Origin of the sequence: Roseomonas populi (assembly GCF_024594815.1) — a bacterium.
Taxonomy (GTDB): domain Bacteria; phylum Pseudomonadota; class Alphaproteobacteria; order Acetobacterales; family Acetobacteraceae; genus Roseomonas; species Roseomonas populi.
In genome coordinates this window covers 139,413-155,162 of record NZ_JANJOU010000003.1, presented here as the reverse complement: position 1 = coordinate 155,162, position 15,750 = coordinate 139,413, and the positions used below count along the sequence as shown (strand labels likewise).

The window sequence follows — 15,750 nt, the reverse complement described above, 5'->3', positions numbered from 1 at the left end:
GCGCTTTCCCCTGCCGCGCGACTTTACTAGGCATCAATGAGGCGCGTGGCAAAAGCGGCTTCCACCAGCAGGAGCGTCGGAATGGATCCCCTTTCGCTGGCACAGGACGTGTGTGCCCGCATCTGCCACGATTTCGGTGGCCCGCTGGGGGCCCTGTCCGGCGCACTGGACCTGGCCGGTGAGGCGCCGGAGGAGGCGCTCTCCGTTGCGCGGGAAGGGGCGGAGGCTTTGCGGCGGCGCCTGCGGCTCTGGCGGGCCGCAGCCGGGGCGGGCACGGGCCCGCTGGGGCGCGAGGGGCTAGCGGAACTGCTCGAAGGCGCCCTGCCGAACGGCCGCGTGGCGGTGGACCTTTCCGGCCTTCCCGAAGCGGCGCTTCCCGCCCCGCTCTCCCAGGCTGTGCTGGCCGCGGCGATGCTGGGGAGCGAGGCCCTGCCGCGGGGCGGCACCGTGCATCTGGCCGGGCAGGAGGGCGGGGTGGCGGTGTGGCCGGAGGGGCGCAACGCCGCGTGGCCCGCGGGGCTCACCGCCGTGCTGGCTGGCGACACGGTTCCTGGCCCGCGCGACGTGCTGGCACCGCTGCTGCGGCAGCTGGCGGAGGCGGCAGGGATGGACCTGTCCCTCGCCATGGGCGCGGGCGGGGCCATCGCGCCGCTGACCCTGCTGCCCGCGCGGGGCTGAGCCGCCCCGGCGGATTTCCCCGCCGGGCTTTACCGAATCTTCGCCCGGCGATCCGATCCTGACCCCCGCTGAAGCCTTGCGGGGATCCGATGGACGACTTGATCGCCGACTTCCTGACCGAAACGGGCGAAGGGCTGGCAGGGCTGGACGCCGCCCTGCTGCGCCTGGAGCGGCACCCGGACGACCCGCAGACGATCGGCGAGATCTTCCGCCTGATCCACACCATCAAGGGCACCTGCGGCTTCCTCGGCCTCTCCCGGCTGGAGAAGGTGGCGCATGCCGGGGAGAACGTGCTGGGCCGCTACCGGGACGGTTCGCTGACCGTCACCTCGGGTGGCGTCTCGCTGATCTTGCGGGTGGTGGACCGGGTGCGGGACATCATGGCGGGGCTGGAGGCGACCGGCGCGGAGCCGGCGGGCGACGATTCCGCCATCATCGCGGAGCTGGACGCGGTGTTCACCGGGGCGGTGGCGCCGGAGGATGCGGTGCCCGCCGCCGCAGTGCCCATGCCGGAGCGGAAGCGGCCTTCACGGCGGGGCAGGAAGGCCGTGGCGCTTCCCGGGCCCGATCCCGCCCCGGCCAAGCTTGAGGCACCGAAGCCGGAGCCGGATCCTGAGGTGCCGGCGCCCGAGGCGACCGTGGCGGTCCCCGCGACTTCGCCTGCCCCGAAGCGCCGCCGCGCGGCGCCGCGCCGGGCCGCCGAGCCGCAAGTGGCGGCGGTCGTGGCCTCTGCCCCGACGGAACCCGCCATCCTGCCCCCTCCTGCCACGGCGCCCGAGGGCGGAGCGACGGCCGAGGCCGTGGCGGTGGCGCAGACGCTGCGCGTGAACGTGGACGTGCTGGAGAGCCTGATGACGCTCGTCAGCGAGCTGGTGCTGACGCGCAACCAGCTCCTCCAGCTCTCTCGCGCGCGGAATGACGGCGCGCTGAGCGGGCCGCTGCAGCGCCTCTCCCACATCACCTCCGAGCTCCAGGAGGGGGTGATGAAGACGCGGATGCAGCCGATCGGCAACGCGTGGAAGGGGCTGCCGCGGCTGGTCCGCGACCTCTCGCGCGAGCTGGGCAAGAAGATTGAGCTGGAGATGCGCGGCGCCGAGACGGAGCTGGACCGGCAGGTGCTGGAAATGATCCGCGACCCGCTGACGCACATGGTCCGCAATTCCGGCGACCACGGGCTGGAAGGCCCGGCGGAGCGGCGCGAGGCGGGCAAGCCGGAGGCCGGGCGCATCATCCTCGATGCCTACCACGAGGGCGGGCACATCATCATCGAGGTGGGCGACGACGGCCGCGGCCTGGCGGTGGAGAAGATCCGCGCCAAGGCGCTGTCCCAGGGGCTGGCGACGGAGGGGGATCTGGCGGCGATGGGGGAGCGCGACATCCAGCGCTTCATCTTCCGCGCCGGCTTCTCCACCGCCGCCGCCGTCACCTCCGTCTCCGGCCGCGGCGTCGGGATGGACGTGGTGAAGACGAACATCGAGAAGATCGGCGGCACGATCGACCTGCGCTCCCGCGCGGGGAAGGGCACCACCTTCCTCATCAAGATCCCGCTGACGCTCGCCATCGTCTCCGCCCTCATCGTGGAGGCGGGTGGCGAGCGCTTCGCCATCCCGCAGATTGGCGTGGTGGAGCTGGTGCGCGCGGGTGACGGCGTGACGCATATCAAGGACGCGCCGGTGCTGCGCCTGCGGGACCGCCTGCTGCCGCTCGTCTCCCTCTCTCGCCTGCTGCGGCTGGAGGAGAAGGGGGGAACGGAGGATGGCGGCTTTGTCGTCGTCACGCAGGTCGGGCAGAACCTGTTCGGCATCATCGTGGACCGCGTCTTCGACACGGAGGAGATCGTGGTGAAGCCGGTGGCGCCGATCCTGCGCCACGTGACGATGTTCAGCGGCAATACGATCCTCGGCGATGGCTCGGTGATCATGATCCTGGACCCGAACGGCATCGCCCGCGGCACGGGCGTGGGGGCCGAGAGCGTGCAGGAGGACCGGCGCGGGGCCGCGGTGGTCAGCGCCTCCTCCGCCGAGCGAATGTCGCTGCTGCTGTTCCGGGCCGGGGAGGGCGGGCCGCGCGCGGTGCCGCTGGGGCTGGTGGCGCGGCTGGAGGACCTGCCGGCGGAGCGGATCGAGATGTCGCACGGCCAGCCCGTTGTGCAGTATCGCGGCGCGCTGATGCCGCTGATCCCGATGAACGACGGTTGGGTGGCCCCCGCGCCGGGCGGGCGGCAGGCGGTGCTCGTCTTCAACGATGGCGGCCGCGCCATGGGACTGGCCGTGGACGAGATCCTCGACGTCGTCGAGGAATTCCTGCGGATCGAGAGCGGGCAGGAACGGCCCGGCTATCTCGGCACGGCCGTGATCGCGGGGCGCGCGACGGAGGTGATCGACTGCGCCTGGTGGCTGCGCCAGGCCGGTGAGGACTGGTTCGGGCCGCAGCGCCCCGCCGATGCGCGCCGCCCGCGGCTGCTGGTGGTGGAGGACGGCGCCTTCTTCCGCAACATGCTGGTTCCCGCCCTCGGCGCAGCGGGGTTCGAGGTGGTGACGGCCGGCACGGGCGCGCAGGCGCTGAGGCTGCGCGAGGCGGGGGAGCGCTTCGACGCCGTGGTCTCCGACATCGAGATGCCGGAGCTGGACGGGCTGGGGCTGGCACGCGCAGCGCGCGATGGCGGGGCTTGGCAGGAGATGCCGCTCGTCGCGCTTACCTCTCACACCGATGAGGCGGCAGTTCGCCGCAGCCGGGAGGCCGGCTTCGACCGGCACGTGCCGAAATTCGACCGCGACGCGCTGCTCGACGCGCTGCGCGGCTGCCTAGCCGCCGCGCAGGACTGAAGGAGGAGGACGAGACATGGAACTCGCCATCGCAACGAAGGCGCCTGCCCGGCGCACCGCCGCGCCCGCCCACACGGACACCTCCGTCCTCACCCTCACTGTCGCGGGGCAGCTCTGCGGCGTGCCGGTGCTGGGGGTGCGTGACATCCTGGGGCCGCAGACGATCACGCCCATCCCGCTGGCGCCGCCGGAGGTGGCTGGCGGGTTGAACCTGCGCGGCCGCATCGTGACGGCGGTGGACCTGCGCCGCCGCCTGGGCCTGCCTGCGCGCGAGCCGGGCGCGCCTTTCCCGATGAGCGTGGTGGTGGAGGGGGGCGGCGAGCTCTACGCGCTGCTGGCGGATTCGGTGGGCGAGGTGCTGGCCCTGCCGGATGCCGGCCTGGCCCCGAACCCCCCGACGCTGGACCCGCTGTGGCGGGAGGTCTGCGCCGGGGTGCACCAGCACGCGGTCGGCGGCCCAGAGGCGGGTACGCGGCTGCTCATCATGCTGGACGTCGAGCGCGTACTGGACATCGGCTGAGGGGGCGGGCGATGCGGGAATGCCTTGTGGTGGATGACAGCCGGACGGTGCGGCGCGTCGCGCGGCGGATGCTGGAGGCGCGGGGCTTCTCCGTGCGCGAGGCGGAGGACGGGAAGCAGGCCCTGGAGGCCTGCCGCGCGGCCATGCCGACATTGGTGCTGTTGGACTGGAACATGCCGGTCATGGACGGCATCACCTTCCTGCGCCACGCGCGGGAGGAGTTCGGGCCGGACGAGCCGCAGATCATGCTCTGCACGACGGAGAGCGACTTCTCCCGCATCGTCGTGGCGCTGGAGGGCGGGGCGCAGGAATACATCATGAAGCCCTTCGATGACGCGATCCTCGCGAGCAAGCTCGAGGTGCTGGGGCTCCTGCCCGACGAGGCCGCGTGAGCGGGCCGGATCCCGGCGCGCCGCCGGGGTTGGCACCGGAGGTGCGGCCGGTGCGCGTGATGATCTGCGACGACAGCGCGACGGTGCGAGGCATCCTGGCGCGGCTGCTGGGGGCGGACCCCGGGATCGAGGTGGTGGCGCGGGTCGGTGACGGGCGGCAGGCGCTCGACGCGTTGCCCTCTGCCCGGCCGGACGTGGTGCTGCTGGACCTGGAAATGCCTGTGATGGACGGCATGACGGCCCTGCCGCTGCTGCTGCGGGCAGAGCCACGGCCGAGCGTGATCGTGGCGAGCGCGCTAACGCAGCGGGGCGCCGCGGCGGCGATGGCTGCGCTGCGTGCGGGGGCATCCGATTACATCCCGAAGCCGGGTGCGGGCGGGGGCGGGGCGATGGACCCGGTGTTCCGCGCGGAGCTGCTGGAGAAGGTGAAGGGCTGGGCGCGGATGCGCCACGCGCCCGCGGGCCGTGTATCGCTGCCGGTAAGCCGGGCGACGGCGCCGGTGCTGGCTGTGCGGCCGCCAGCGCCACCGGCGTTGGTCGCGGTGGGGTCCTCCACGGGTGGGCCGCAGGCACTGGCCGCGTTCCTCCGGGCGTTGAGCCCGCTACCGGATGTGCCCGTGGTGATCGTGCAGCACATGCCGGCGGGCTTCACGGCCATGCTGGCGGACCACCTGGACCGGGTGGGGCCGCTGCGCGTGGCGGAGGCGCGGGATGGCGAGCCGTTGCGGCCCGGTCGGGCCTATCTGGCGCCTGGGGATCGGCACCTCCTGGTGGAGCGGGGCGCGTCGGGGCTCGTGGCGCGCCTGCGCGACGACCCGCCGGAGCATTTCTGTCGGCCGGCCGTGGACCCGATGCTCCGCAGCGCGCAGCGCGCCTGCGACGGCCGGGTGCTGGCGGTGATCCTGACTGGCATGGGGCAGGACGGGCTGGCCGGCTGCCGGGCGCTGGCCGCGGGCGGGGCGGTGGTGCTCGCGCAGGATGAGGCGTCCTCCGTGGTTTGGGGGATGCCGGGCGCGGTGGCGCGGGCCGGAATCGCGCGGGAGCTTGGACCGCCGGAGCGGCTGGCGGCGCGGGTGGCGGCCTTGGCCGCGGGAACGGGAAGGATGGCGTCGTGAGCGCAGCGTTCGAGACGGTCGCGGCGCTGGTGCGCGCGCGCGCGGGAATCGTGCTGGGGGCGGACAAGGCTTACATGCTGGACACGCGGCTGGGCGGGCTGATGCGGTCCGAAGGGATCGCGGGCCTGGACGCGCTCGCGGCAAAGCTGCGGGCGCCGGGCAGCGAGCGCCTGGCGGCGGCGGTGACGGAGGCGCTGACCACCAACGAGTCCTTCTTCTTCCGAGATGGCAAGCCCTTCGAGCACCTGAAGCGGTTGCTGCCGCGGATCGTGGCGGTGCGAGGGGCGGGGCAGCGGCTGCGCGTGCTCTCCGCCGCCTGCTCCACGGGGCAGGAGGCCTACTCGGTCGCGATGGTGGCCGATTCGCTGGGGCTGTTGCCGCGGCTGGAGGTGCTGGGCACGGATCTGAGCGGCGAGGTGGTCCGGCGCGCGCGGGAGGGGACCTACTCCCAGTTCGAGGTGCAGCGCGGGCTGCCCGTGCAGATGCTGGTCAAGCACTTCCGGCAGGAGGGCGGGCAGTGGCGGGTATCCCAGGCACTGCGCGCGGCGGCCCGGTTCGAGATGGGCAACCTGCTGGCCGATTTGCGCCCGCTGGGAATGTTCGACGTGATCTTCTGCCGCAACGTACTGATCTACTTCGACGCGCCGACCAAGAGCCGCGTGCTTGCCGCCCTGGCGGACCGGCTGGCGCCGGATGGGGTGCTCTATCTCGGCGGGGCGGAGACGGTGCTAGGGCTGACGGACCGGTTCACGATGGTGGAGGGGGAGCGCGGCGTCTACGCGCTGGCGCCCCGGATGGCCCTGGCAGGCTAGCGGAGCGACCTCCTCGCACGGCCTGGCGGAAACGCCGCTGGGCATGGAGCCGGGCCTGGGCGGTCCTCCCTCTTTCCGAAGGAGGAGTCGCCCGGGCCGTGCCGGAGAGGCCTGGTAGGGATCAGGCCGCTGCGTGGGCGGCCGGGGTCTCAGGCGCGCGCAGGGCGGCGGCGCTGCGGATGGTCGAGGCGGAGGGATCACGCAGGACGTAGCCGCGGCCCCACACGGTGCCGATCAGCTCGTCGCTCCCGGCCTGCGCCAGCTTCTTCCGGAGCTTGCAGATGAAGACGTCGATGATCTTCACCTCGGGCTCGTCCATGCCGCCGTAGAGGTGGTTCAGGAAAGCCTCCTTGGTCATCACCATGCCCTTACGAAGGGTGAGGAGTTCGAGGATCGCGTACTCCTTGCCCGTCAGGTGCACAGGGCGGCCATCGACACTCGCCTCGCGCGCGCCGAGGTCGAGGGTGAGGTTGCCCACGGCGACGCTCGGCTGGCAGAAGCCCTTGGTGCGGCGGACGATGGCCTGGATCCGGGCGATCAGCTCCCCGCTGTCGAAGGGCTTGACGATGAAGTCGTCGGCTCCCAGGCCGAAGCCCTTCACCTTTGCGCCCGGGCGGGAGAGGCCGGAGAGAATGAGGACGGGGGTCGCGCGGCGGGCAGCGCGGAGGCGGCGGACCACCTCGTAGCCCTCCATGTCCGGCAGCATGATGTCCAGGACCACGATGTCGTAGTCGTAGAGGCGGGCGAGTTCCAGCGCCTCCTCCCCGGTATCGGCGGCATCCACGATCATGCCCTGTGTCTTCAGCATCAAGGTGATGCCGCGGGCGGTGGTCAGGTCATCCTCGACCAGCAGGACACGCATCCTGTGTTCTCCTCTCGTTCTGCGAGTATTAGGACAACTTTTGCGCGAATGGTGAAGGGGTATTTTCACCATTTAAGTGTATTAATATGCGAGACGGTGGATCAAAAAATGATACGACCCTCTAGAGACTTCTGTTCGAAAGCTGCGCAGGGAGGACGTATGTCCGTGCATTTCAACGGAATAATGCGCCATGGTAGGGTCAGGGGTGTACAGGGGCTCTCCTTGGAGATCGGTGGTTTGCACCCCACGCCACCTATCGGCGGTTGTATAGAGATCATCAGCCCGTCTCGCAGAAAGATACACGCGGAGGTTGTGTCTGTCCGCGACGGATCGGCGATGGCGGTTGCGCGGTGCGGCCTGGAAGGGGTGTTCGTCGGCGCGCGGGTGGAGGATGCAGGGCCCGTTGTGCTGCACCCCTGCGCGGCTTGGCTGGGGCGGGTGGTGGACCCGATGGGGCGGCCCTTGGACGGGCGCGGGCCGCTGCCGCGCGGACCACTGGCGCAACCGCTGCGCGCGGTGCCGCCGGAGGCGGGCACTCGGGCCCGGCTGGGGCCGCGAATCGACCTCGGCGTGCGGGCGATGGACGCGTTTGCGACCTGCCGGCGAGGGCAGCGGCTCGGGCTCTTCGCGGCGTCCGGCGTGGGGAAGTCCAGCCTGATGTCTATGCTGGCGCGCCACGCGGATTGCGATGTGGCGGTGATCGGGCTGGTGGGGGAGCGCGGGCGGGAGCTTCGCGAATTCATCGAGGACGACCTGGGACCGCAGGGGCTGGCGCGGAGCGTGGTGGTCTGCGCCACCTCCGACTCGGCGCCGCTGATGCGCCGGGACGCGGCGTTGGCGGCCATGGCGGTGGCGGAGCACTTCCGGGACCTGGGAAAGCGCGTGCTGCTGATGATGGACAGCGTGACGCGCTTCGCCCTGGCGCTGCGGGAGATCGGGCTCTCGGCGGGGGAGCCGCCGGCGACGCGGGGCTTCCCGCCGAGCGTGTTCGCGGAGCTGCCGCGGCTGCTGGAGCGGGCGGGGCCGGGCCCGGAGGGCTGCGCCGGCTCCATCACCGGGCTCTTCACCGTGCTGGTGGAAGGGGACGACCACGACGAGCCGGTGGCGGACGCGGTGCGCGGGATCCTGGACGGCCACGTGGTGCTGGACCGGCGCATCGGCGAGGGCGGGCGCTACCCGGCGGTGGACGTGCTGCGCAGCCTGTCCCGCACCGTGCCGGGCTGCCTGGAGCCGCCGGAGCGGGCCATCCTGGCGCGGGCGCGGCGCATCCTGTCCCTGCACCGGGACATGGCAGACATGGTGCGGCTCGGCGCCTACCGTGCGGGCAGCGACCCGGCGGTGGACGAGGCAGTGCGGCTGGCGCCGCTGATCGAGGACGTGCTGCGCCAGGGCAAGGACGAGGCGGGAAGCGTGGCTGGCGCCTTCGCGGCGCTGGCGGTCGCCATGGGGCCGGGCGCGTGAGGCGCGATCCTCTGGCGGTCCTGGCGCGGCTGCGCGGGGCGGAGGTGATGGAGGCGCGCCGGCGGGTGGCGGAGGCGGCCTCGGTGCGCGCCTTGGCGGAGGCGAGGGCGATGGAGGCTGGCGAGGCCCTGTTGAGGGAGGCGGCGATCGGCGGGGCGGATCACGCGGCCTGGCTGCCGCGCGGGCTGGCGATGCGAGAGGCTGCCGAGGAGTCGGTGCGTTGCGCGCATGCGCGGGCGGAGGAGGCGGCGATCGGGCTGGGCGCGGCCCGGGCGGCGGAGCGCGCGGTGGAGGACCTAGCCGCGCTACGTGCCGCGGAGGCTCGGCGCGCGGCGTTGCGGGCGGAGGGACAGGTGCTGGACGAGGCGGGCGTGGCCCGGGATCGGGGCCGGGCATCCCGGCCCTGATCCCAGATGCGGCTCAGCCTCGCCAGGGCTCGTCCCCGGCCGTGGCGCCGCCGGGGGGAATGGGCTCGGCCGTCAGCGCCTCGTCGAGCAGGGCGGGGGCCTTCGCAATGGCGTCGAAGAGCTCGGCGTAGCTCTCGATCACGAAGTACACGGGCTGCACGTCGTCGATCCGGTAGGTGCTGCGGAGCACGCGCGCCATGTCGAAGCGAAGGCGGCGGGGCGCGCCGGAGAGAGCGTGCAGCGTCTCCGTGCGGGAGGAGAGGATGCCGGCCCCGTAGGCGCGCAGGCCGCCGGGCTCCGCGATCAGGCCGAACTCCACCATGAACCAGTAGAAGCGGGCCAGGGGGGCGAGGGCCCCGCGGCGCTCGGCCTCGAGGCCGAGATGGCCGTAGGCCTCCAAGAAGCCGGCGTAGTCGGGCTGGGTCAGCAGGGGGACATGGCCGAGGAAGTCGTGGAAGATGTCGGGCTCCACGATGTAGTCCAACTCCTCCGGCCGGCGGATCCACTCCGTCACGGGGAAGCGGCGGGACGCCAGCAGGGCGAAGAACTGCGCGTCCGGCAGCAGGCCGGGGCAGGGGACGAGGGACCAGCCCGTGGCATCCCGCAGGATGGCGGAGGCGTCGCGCAGGGTGGGCACGGCCGCGTCGCAGCGCAGGCGGTCCAGGCCGGCGAGCCAGGCGGTGGCGGCGCGGCCCGGGTAGATGGCGCGCTGGCGGGAGACGAGGGTGCGCCAGGTCTCGTGGTCGGCCTCGGAACGCTGGATGTCGTTCTCCGGCAGCGTGCCGTCGGCGGCGGCGCGGTGGTAGTCGCCGCGCAGGCCCGTCAGCAGGGTGGCGGTGCCGATGATGCCGTCCGCCGGCTGGATGGTCCCTTCCATGGTGTCGTCTCCCGTTCCTCTCGTTGGCGAAGAGGCTAGCGATGTCCAGCGAGGGGAAAACGGGCGAAATGCGTGGGCCGGGCCGCTAGGTTGAGCGGAAAGGGCCTGCGGGAGGGATGTTCCTTGGTGAAAGACGCTCCGGCGCTGGACGGGACGGACCGGCGGATCCTGCGGGCGCTGCAACGGGACGGGCGGCTGCCCGTGGTCGCGCTGGCGGAGCGGGTGGGGCTCTCCCCCACGCCTTGCCAAAGGCGGGTGCGGCGGCTGGAGGAGGAGGGCGTGATCGCCCGCTACGCCGCCGTGCTGGATCCCGGGCGGGTGGGCCTGCCGTTGCAGGCCTTCGTCATGGTGGCCCTGTCCAGCCACGCGGAGGAGGTGGTGGAAGGGTTCCAGAAGGCGCTCTCGGCCCGGCCGGAGGTGCTCGCGGCCTACGCCATGAGCGGGGAGATGGACTACCTGCTGCACATCCTGGCGGCGGATTTCGAGGCCTACGCGGATTTCGCGATGAAGGCGCTGCTGCGGATGCCCGGGGTGAAGGAGACGAAGTCCTCCTTCGTGCTGACCGCGCTGAAGCCGCCGGGGGAGGTGCCGGTCTAGGCGGCCTGGTCGGCGATGCGCGCGTCGTAGGCGCGCTGGGCGGCCTGGACGGCAACGATATGCGTCTCCGCCCAGACGCGCAGCGCGTCCACGGTCTCGGCCAGGGTCTCGCCGAGCGGGGTGAGGGCATACTCGACGGTCACGGGCACCGTCGCGAAGGCGGTGCGGGTCAGCAGCCCGTCGCGCTCCAGCCGCCGCAGCGTCTCGGCCAGGACCTTCTGCGAGAGGCCCGGCACGGCGCGGCGGATGGCGTTGAAGCGCGTGGGCCGCCCCGCAAGCAGGCCGAGGATAAGCACGGCCCACTTGTCGGCGATGCGGTCCAGAACCAGCCGGGTGGCGCAGGCGGGGTTGTAGGCGTCAGGCTGCATGAGCGGGTCTCCCGGGTGGTCACCCCTGGGTGACCTGGGCACTGCAAAGTGCCTTCTTCACACCAGGGTGCACGGAAGATAGCTGGTTCCCATCGGAAACCTGAATGGGAAATCACTCATGAACATCGCCCTGATCGGCGCCACCGGGAATGCGGGCTCCCGCATCCTCGCGGAACTGTCCCGGCGCGGCCACCAGGTGACGGCGATCGCCCGCAAGGCGCCCGGCGCGCTGCCGGAGGGTGCGCGGTTCCAGGCCGGGGATGCTAATGATCCGGAGGCTTTCGCACCGCTTCTGCGTGGGCACGACGCGGTGGTCAGCAGCGTGCACTTCACGGCCAGCGACGCGGAGAAGCTGATCGCCGCGGTGAAGGCGGCGGGGGTGGCGCGCTACCTCGTCGTCGGCGGCGCGGGTAGCCTGGAGGTGGCGCCGGGCCTGCGCTTGGTGGACACGCCGGACTTCCCCGCCGCCTACAAGGCCGAGGCGACGGCCGGGGCCGCCTTCCTGGACCGGCTGCGGCAGGAGGATGTGCTGGACTGGACCTTCCTCTCGCCCTCCGCCTTCTTCGTGCCGGGCGAGCGCACGGGAAGCTTCCGCCTGGGCGGCGACAGCCTGCTCGTGGACGCGAAGGGCGAGAGCCGGATCTCCTTCGAGGACTTCGCCATCGCCCTGGTGGACGAGCTGGAGGCGCCGAAGCACAGCCGGCGCCGCTTCACCGTGGGATACTGAAGGGGGGCGACTGCCGAGGTGGACCCGTTCCGGGCCGCGTCCTAGCCTTCCCGGAACAAGGGATGGAGGGAGCGATGGCCCGGATCGGCTTCGTGGGGCTCGGCAACATGGGTGCGCCGATGGCACGCAACCTGGCGCGCGCCGGGCATGACGTGGCGGTCTTCGACCTCTCGGTGGAGGCGATGGGGCGGGTGGAGGAGGCGCGGCGCGCCAGCTCCGCCGCCGATGCGGCGAAGGGTGCCGGCTTCGTCATCACCATGTTGCCCGCCGGCAAGCATGTGCGCGAGGCCTGGCTCGGCGAGGGCGGCATGGCCGCCGCGAGCGAGCCGGACGCGGTGCTGCTGGACTGCTCCACCATTGATGTCGGCACCGCGCGCGGCGTGGCGGAGGCCTGCGGGCGGCCCTTCCTGGACGCGCCCGTCTCCGGCGGGGTGATGGGCGCGGAGGCGGGGACGCTGACCTTCATGGTGGGCGGGCCGGACGAAGCCTTCCGCCGGGCCGAGCCGGTGCTGGGAGCCATGGGCCGCACGGTGGTGCATTGCGGCGGGTCCGGGGCCGGGCAGGCGGCGAAGGCCTGCAACAACATGCTGCTTGCCATTTCCATGATCGGGACCTGCGAGGCCTTCGTGCTGGCGGAGAAGCTTGGCCTCTCCCACGAGGCGCTGTTCGAGGTGGCGTCCAAGTCGTCCGGCCAGTGCTGGTCGCTGACCACCTACTGCCCCGTGCCCGGGCCGGTGCCGGGCAGCCCGGCCAACCGGGACTACCGGCCGGGATTCGCCGCCGCGCTGATGGTGAAGGATGTCGGGCTGTCCCAGCAGGCGGCGTCGGAGGTGGGGCTGGAGACGCCGATGGGGGCCAGGGCGCTGGATCTCTACCGGCGCTTCGTGGAGGCGGGCGGCGGGGACACGGACTTCTCCGGGATCATCCGCATGCTCAGGGGTGAGGAGGGCGGGTGACCGGCCCTGCGGGGCGGGCGCGAATTCCGCCGGCCCCATAACGTTCTGGTAAGCCCCGCGCCCCGATTGTCGGCGCCGGCCGGACTCCGGCCGGCCGCTCGACACGGAGGACAGCGTGAGGCCGCTCGTTGCCTATACCACCATCACTCTCGCCGGCGCGGCAGGGCTGGCATCCATCTTCCTTTTCGGCGGCTTCGGCAGGGCGGTCGGGGCGGTGCTGCTGATCGGCGCCGCCATCGGTGCGCTGGTCGTGCAGGCGCGGCCGTCCGGGGAGGCGCGGGGTCGCTTCCCGGCCATGGACTAGGCGGTGCCGCAACCCCTGATGCGCCGCCCGGTTCTGGCCCCTGCGGGGCCGATCGGGGCCGCCGGCAGGGGGGATGCCCGTTCGCCCGGGTATTGCGGCAAAGGCTTCATGACACTCGACCAGGGTCTGGCGTTCGGGCTGATGGGCGTGACCATCGGCCTCTTCCTCTGGGGGCGCTTCGCCTACGACGCGGTGGCGCTGGGCGCCCTGCTGGCAGGTGTGCTGATCGGCGTGGTGCCCGCGGACAAGGTGTTCGAGGGTTTCGCGGACGACGTGGTGGTGATCGTGGCCGCCGCGCTGGTGATCAGCCACGCCGTGGCGAAGTCCGGCGCGGTGGAAACGATCATGCGGCCGCTGGTGCCGCACCTGCAGGGCGCCGCGCTGCAGGTGCCGGTGCTGGCGGGCTGCACCATGCTGCTGGCGATGGTGACGAAGAACGTCGGGGCCCTTGCGATCATGATGCCGGTTGCGCTGCAGCTGGCGCGGCGCACGGGCACGCCGGCGGCCGCGATGCTGATGCCCATGTCCTTCGCCGCCATGGTGGGCGGGGTGGTGACGCTGGTGGGCACGGCGCCGAATATCATCATGGCCCGCGTGCGAGGCGAGCTGACGGGCGAGCCGTTCCGCATGTTCGACTACACGCCGGTGGGACTGGGCGTCTGCGTGGTAACGCTGGCCTTCCTCGCGATCGGGTGGCGGCTGCTGCCGGGCGGGCGGAAGGGCGCGGCTTCCATGGAGGCGGCGTTCCAGATCGGGGAGTACACGATCGAGGCCCGGGTGCCGCGCGAGGGCGAGGCCGTGGGCATGACCGTGGCTGAGCTGGAAGGGCTGGCGGAGGGGGATGTGAAGGTCTCCGCCATCCTGCCGGCCGAGGGGACGGGGCCGGCGACAGGCGAGCTGGGTTCCGGCGTGGCACCGATCACGGCGATGCCAACTGCGGAGCGGCGGCTGGAAGCGGGCGAGGGCCTGCTGCTGCGCGGCGAGCCGGAGGAGTTGGAGCGGCTGGTGGCCCGCGCCGGGCTGGAGCTAGACGAGGACCGCGCGGTGCCGGACGACCCGGAATCCGACGCGGACGACCAGAAGGTGGTGGAGGGCGTGGTAACCGGGGAGAGCCCGCTGGTCGGCCGCACCCCCGCGGCGCTGACGCTGCGGAGCCGCCACGGCGTGTCCCTGCTCGCGGTGAGCCGCCGTGGGCGCCAGCAGATCCGGGAGAGCCTTTCCCAGCTGCGGCTGCGGACGGGCGACGTGGTGCTGCTGCGAGGCCTTGCCGCGACGATGCCGGACAACCTGGGCGAGCTGCGGGTTCTGCCGCTGGCCGAGCGCGGGATGGCGCTGGGGCGGGGGCGGCGGTCCTGGATCCCGCTGGGGGTGCTGGCCGGGGCGATGCTGCTGGTGGCTTTCGGGCTGCTGCCCGTGGGCGTGGCCTTCTTTGGCGCTGTGGTGGCGCTGCTGGCCCTTCGCGTGATGACGACGCGCGAGGCCTACGAGGCGGTGGACTGGCCGGTGGTGGTTCTGCTGGCCGCGCTGATCCCGGTGAGCGGGGCCATCCAGCACACGGGCGGCACGGACCTGTTGGCAGGCTGGCTGACGACGGTGGTGCAGGGGCTGCCGGGAATGGTGGCGCTTGGCGTGACCATGGTGCTGGCCATGGCGGTCACGCCCTTCCTGAACAACGCGGCGACGGTGCTGGTGATGGGGCCGATCGCGGCCACGCTGGCAAAGCAACTGGGGCTGAGCCCCGACCCGTTCCTGATGGCGGTTGCGTTGGGCGCGGCGAGCGACTTCCTCACCCCCATCGGTCACCAATGCAACACGCTGGTGATGGGGCCTGGCGGCTACCGCTTCGGCGACTACGCGCGGCTGGGGCTGCCGCTCTCGGTGCTGGTGGTACTGGCGGGGGTGCCGCTGATCGCCTTCTTCTGGCCGCTGGCGCCGGGCTGAGGCGGGATCACCGCCAGCGGCGGTGCATCCAGAGCCACTGCCCGGGGTGTTCGCGCACCCAGCCAGCGATCACGTCGTTCACCGCCTGGGTGGCGGCGTTCACGTCGATCAGGCCCTCCGCGTCGCGGGGCATGGGGATGGGGTCGGTCAGTTCCAGGCGGAAGCGGCCGCCCTCCAGCCGGATGGCGCGGGCGCCGCGCACGGGGCAATCGAAGCGGCGGGCCAGGTTGGCCAGAAGCGGGTTGGCGTGGGCCGGGCGGCCGAGGAAATCCACCACCGGGCCGCGGCCGAAGCGCTGGTCCACGACCATGCCGACCACCGCGCCGCGCTGCAGTGCCTTGGCGAGCTTCGTGGGCGCGGTGAGGCCGGCGGGGATGAGCTCGCCCATCATGCCCTTGCGGAGCTTCAGGATGGCGTCCGCCACGGGCTTGCTGTTGGGGGTGCGGTAGAGAACCGCCGCGTCGAGCCCGTGCTTGGCGGCGGCCACCGCCGGCAGTTCCCAGTTCGCCAGATGGGCGGCGAAAACGAGGCAGGGGCCGCCTTGCTCGCGGATCTCCGCGAAGCGGGCGAAGGTGGCGTCGTCGATCTGGATGCGGGCCTTCGGATCGCGCGCCTCAGTCAGGTCCCAGATAGTGTTGATGTGGACGTACTCGGCAGCGGTGCGGCCGAGATTGTCCCAGGCCTCGTCCGCGATGCGCCGGTGCCAGGCCGTGTCCTTCTCCGGGAAGGCGGCGGCGATGTTCTCCATGGCGATGCGGTGCGCCTTGGTCAGCGGCCCCAGGCGGCGGGCGAGGGCGGAGCCGACGCGCGGGCCGAGATCGGGGCCGAGGGCGCGGGGCACGGCGAAGCCCAGCCCCGTCAGGGCGGACAGCGCGGCGTCCGCGGCACCACCACCCTTCTTCGCCATT

The 15,750-nt window shown here is 72.5% G+C and carries 17 protein-coding genes; 13 read left to right on the top strand and 4 right to left on the bottom strand.

The window, feature by feature from the left end; translation table 11 throughout:
• Window positions 1–81 precede the first annotated feature (81 nt).
• The 6 genes from NRP21_RS05935 (at window position 82) to NRP21_RS05910 (ending at window position 6,342) form a co-directional block, all read left to right on the top strand.
• The gene (locus NRP21_RS05935) at window positions 82–678 is read left to right on the top strand and encodes a histidine phosphotransferase family protein (protein WP_257715252.1); all 597 of its coding nucleotides are present in this window, start codon (window positions 82–84) and stop codon (window positions 676–678) included.
• Window positions 679–767: 89 nt separating this feature from the next.
• Entirely contained in the window at window positions 768–3,503 is a 2,736-nt protein-coding gene (locus NRP21_RS05930; protein WP_257715251.1) for a hybrid sensor histidine kinase/response regulator, read from the top strand.
• A 16-nt stretch (window positions 3,504–3,519) separates the two neighbouring features.
• Window positions 3,520–4,023 (top strand): chemotaxis protein CheW, encoded by a 504-nt coding sequence (locus NRP21_RS05925; RefSeq protein ID WP_257715250.1) that lies wholly within the window; start codon window positions 3,520–3,522, stop codon window positions 4,021–4,023.
• 11 nt (window positions 4,024–4,034) lie between these two features.
• Window positions 4,035–4,415, top strand: coding sequence for a response regulator (locus NRP21_RS05920; protein ID WP_257715249.1), 381 nt, complete (start codon window positions 4,035–4,037; stop codon window positions 4,413–4,415).
• Window positions 4,412–5,530, top strand: a complete 1,119-nt coding sequence (cheB, locus tag NRP21_RS05915) for a chemotaxis-specific protein-glutamate methyltransferase CheB (protein ID WP_257715248.1) — start codon at window positions 4,412–4,414, stop codon at window positions 5,528–5,530. Before NRP21_RS05920 ends, cheB begins: the two co-directional genes overlap by 4 nt.
• Entirely contained in the window at window positions 5,527–6,342 is an 816-nt protein-coding gene (locus NRP21_RS05910) for a CheR family methyltransferase (RefSeq protein WP_257715247.1), read from the top strand. The genes cheB and NRP21_RS05910 overlap by 4 nt, the downstream gene beginning before the upstream one ends.
• A gap of 121 nt (window positions 6,343–6,463) precedes the next feature.
• On the opposite strand, the gene ctrA is transcribed toward NRP21_RS05910, so the two are convergent.
• Entirely contained in the window at window positions 6,464–7,204 is a 741-nt protein-coding gene (gene ctrA, locus NRP21_RS05905; protein WP_257715246.1) for a response regulator transcription factor CtrA, read from the bottom strand.
• 84 nt (window positions 7,205–7,288) lie between these two features.
• On the opposite strand from ctrA, the gene NRP21_RS05900 reads away from it, so the two are divergent.
• Together NRP21_RS05900 and NRP21_RS05895 are read left to right on the top strand one after the other, a co-directional pair.
• Window positions 7,289–8,665: a FliI/YscN family ATPase gene (locus tag NRP21_RS05900; RefSeq protein ID WP_456300231.1), complete on the top strand. Its 1,377-nt coding sequence runs from the start codon at window positions 7,289–7,291 to the stop codon at window positions 8,663–8,665.
• On the top strand, window positions 8,662–9,072 hold the full coding sequence (locus NRP21_RS05895; RefSeq protein ID WP_257715550.1) for a hypothetical protein: 411 nt from the start codon (window positions 8,662–8,664) through the stop codon (window positions 9,070–9,072). Before NRP21_RS05900 ends, NRP21_RS05895 begins: the two co-directional genes overlap by 4 nt.
• A 13-nt stretch (window positions 9,073–9,085) precedes the next feature.
• Here NRP21_RS05895 and phhA read toward each other — a convergent pair whose 3' ends face one another.
• A complete protein-coding gene (phhA, locus tag NRP21_RS05890) occupies window positions 9,086–9,949 on the bottom strand; it encodes a phenylalanine 4-monooxygenase (RefSeq protein WP_257715244.1) in 864 nt (287 codons plus the stop codon).
• A gap of 126 nt (window positions 9,950–10,075) precedes the next feature.
• On the opposite strand from phhA, the gene NRP21_RS05885 reads away from it, so the two are divergent.
• Complete coding sequence (locus NRP21_RS05885) at window positions 10,076–10,546, top strand: Lrp/AsnC family transcriptional regulator (RefSeq protein WP_257715243.1); 471 nt, start codon at window positions 10,076–10,078, stop codon at window positions 10,544–10,546.
• Here NRP21_RS05885 and NRP21_RS05880 read toward each other — a convergent pair.
• Window positions 10,543–10,914, bottom strand: a complete 372-nt coding sequence (locus NRP21_RS05880; protein ID WP_257715242.1) for a winged helix-turn-helix transcriptional regulator — start codon at window positions 10,912–10,914, stop codon at window positions 10,543–10,545. The genes NRP21_RS05885 and NRP21_RS05880 overlap by 4 nt on opposite strands.
• A 118-nt stretch (window positions 10,915–11,032) precedes the next feature.
• Here NRP21_RS05880 and NRP21_RS05875 point away from each other — a divergent pair, with 118 nt between their 5' ends.
• The 4 genes from NRP21_RS05875 to NRP21_RS05860 all read left to right on the top strand — a co-directional run bounded on the left by NRP21_RS05875 (window position 11,033) and on the right by NRP21_RS05860 (window position 14,842).
• Entirely contained in the window at window positions 11,033–11,641 is a 609-nt protein-coding gene (locus tag NRP21_RS05875; RefSeq protein WP_257715241.1) for an NAD(P)-dependent oxidoreductase, read from the top strand.
• Between the two features lie 62 nt (window positions 11,642–11,703).
• Window positions 11,704–12,597, top strand: a complete 894-nt coding sequence (mmsB, locus tag NRP21_RS05870) for a 3-hydroxyisobutyrate dehydrogenase (protein WP_456300229.1) — start codon at window positions 11,704–11,706, stop codon at window positions 12,595–12,597.
• Between the two features lie 115 nt (window positions 12,598–12,712).
• Window positions 12,713–12,901, top strand: a complete 189-nt coding sequence (locus NRP21_RS05865) for a hypothetical protein (protein ID WP_257715240.1) — start codon at window positions 12,713–12,715, stop codon at window positions 12,899–12,901.
• Window positions 12,902–13,009: 108 nt separating this feature from the next.
• Window positions 13,010–14,842 carry an SLC13 family permease gene (locus NRP21_RS05860; RefSeq protein WP_257715239.1) on the top strand — a complete coding sequence of 611 codons (1,833 nt, stop codon included), beginning with the start codon at window positions 13,010–13,012 and terminating at the stop codon, window positions 14,840–14,842.
• Window positions 14,843–14,849: 7 nt separating this feature from the next.
• On the opposite strand, the gene NRP21_RS05855 is transcribed toward NRP21_RS05860, so the two are convergent.
• On the bottom strand, window positions 14,850–15,749 hold the full coding sequence (locus NRP21_RS05855) for a lipid A biosynthesis lauroyl acyltransferase (protein ID WP_257715238.1): 900 nt from the start codon (window positions 15,747–15,749) through the stop codon (window positions 14,850–14,852).
• Between the last annotated feature and the right edge of the window lies 1 nt (window position 15,750).